The following is a 1,208-nucleotide window of genomic DNA, read 5'->3' as shown; positions in this document are numbered from 1 at the left end:
ATTAGCAAAACCCGCCTGTAATACTCGCTCCAAAAATTGGGTTTTCATCCATATTCGTCTACGCTTCGCTTTAATGCTTAATTGACTCGTTTCTTTTTTCAGCATGTTTAACGAAATACGTCGTAATATCGCGATGTTTTCCGCCGCATTTTCACGGTAAATTTGACAATCATCTTCCTTAAACGTCACATCAAGCACCCAGTGAAGATTATTCTCTATTTGCCAATGGCTGCGTACTGCCTGAGAAAATTGTTCTTCTGTCAGTCTGGCTGAACTGATGTAGTAACGGTACTCCAGACTGGGCAATTTGCCGTTTTCTTGCCTGTATCCGATTGTGACACCCAGTGTTTTTAATCCCGTCCATTCCGGAAAATCGGTTTTGAATGTATCGGCATTCAGCACATGGCTTTCTCTGATTTCCAGACGACCATGACCCTGTTCTATCAACGCTTTTTCGGTTGTTAAGGGCAAAACGCGCTGGGCTTCCAGGGCTTTTTGAATGGCACGATGGAGACGTTTTTGGTTGTCTTTCACACTTAATAAATAATCCGCGCCGGCATCAATAATCTCCTGAGCGATCTGCGTTTGGCATCCCATCGCATCAATGGAAATCAGCGCGCCTTTCAGTTCCAACAACTTAATGAGTTCCGGGATTGCGGTAATTTCATTAGATTTTTTCTGGGTTTTAACCTGGCCGATGACCATTTTATTGGCTGTCGCATAAGCACTCACAAGGTGGAGAGCCGAACCGCGTTCTCCCGGGGCATAGGCACCCCGTAAGACTTTACCATCAATCGCCACTAATTCTCCCTGAGTAACCTGATGAACCGAACGCATCCAGTTGATAAAACACAGATTAAATTGTTCCGGATTAATCCGTGAGAGAAGCCGGGCAATCGTATCATCAACAGGGATCCCCGCCTTGAACATATTATGTTCAAGAAACCATTCATGGTGGCCTTCAATATACTCTTGGATCTCACTCCAACCATCTGCGCCGCCCAGAACAGCGCACAATGAGGCAAATAAAATATCGAATAAAGGGTAGGCGACTTTAGCGCTTTGACGGGGATCTTGAATGTCTGAGAAATGTTCAGTAAAAATATCAAAGCACATGGTTTTTGCTCTCAAAAAGAGAGTATGAGATCATAACTATTACCGTCGGTCAAATCTGATTTTTTTAACAAAATATTCACGATCTTGCCCTG

1 protein-coding gene is annotated in these 1,208 nt (G+C 43.8%); it reads right to left on the bottom strand.

What is annotated here, in order from left to right; all coding sequences use genetic code 11:
* The coding region (locus ACGF49_RS24535; protein ID WP_387493304.1) for an ISAs1-like element ISPlu17 family transposase at positions 1-1,116 on the bottom strand (1,116 nt) is incomplete at its 3' end.
* Positions 1,117-1,208 lie beyond the last annotated feature (92 nt).

This window comes from Photorhabdus sp. RM96S (assembly GCF_042879335.1).
GTDB classification, from domain to species: Bacteria; Pseudomonadota; Gammaproteobacteria; order Enterobacterales; family Enterobacteriaceae; genus Photorhabdus; species Photorhabdus kayaii.
This window is presented reverse-complemented; position numbering and strand designations above follow the sequence as displayed.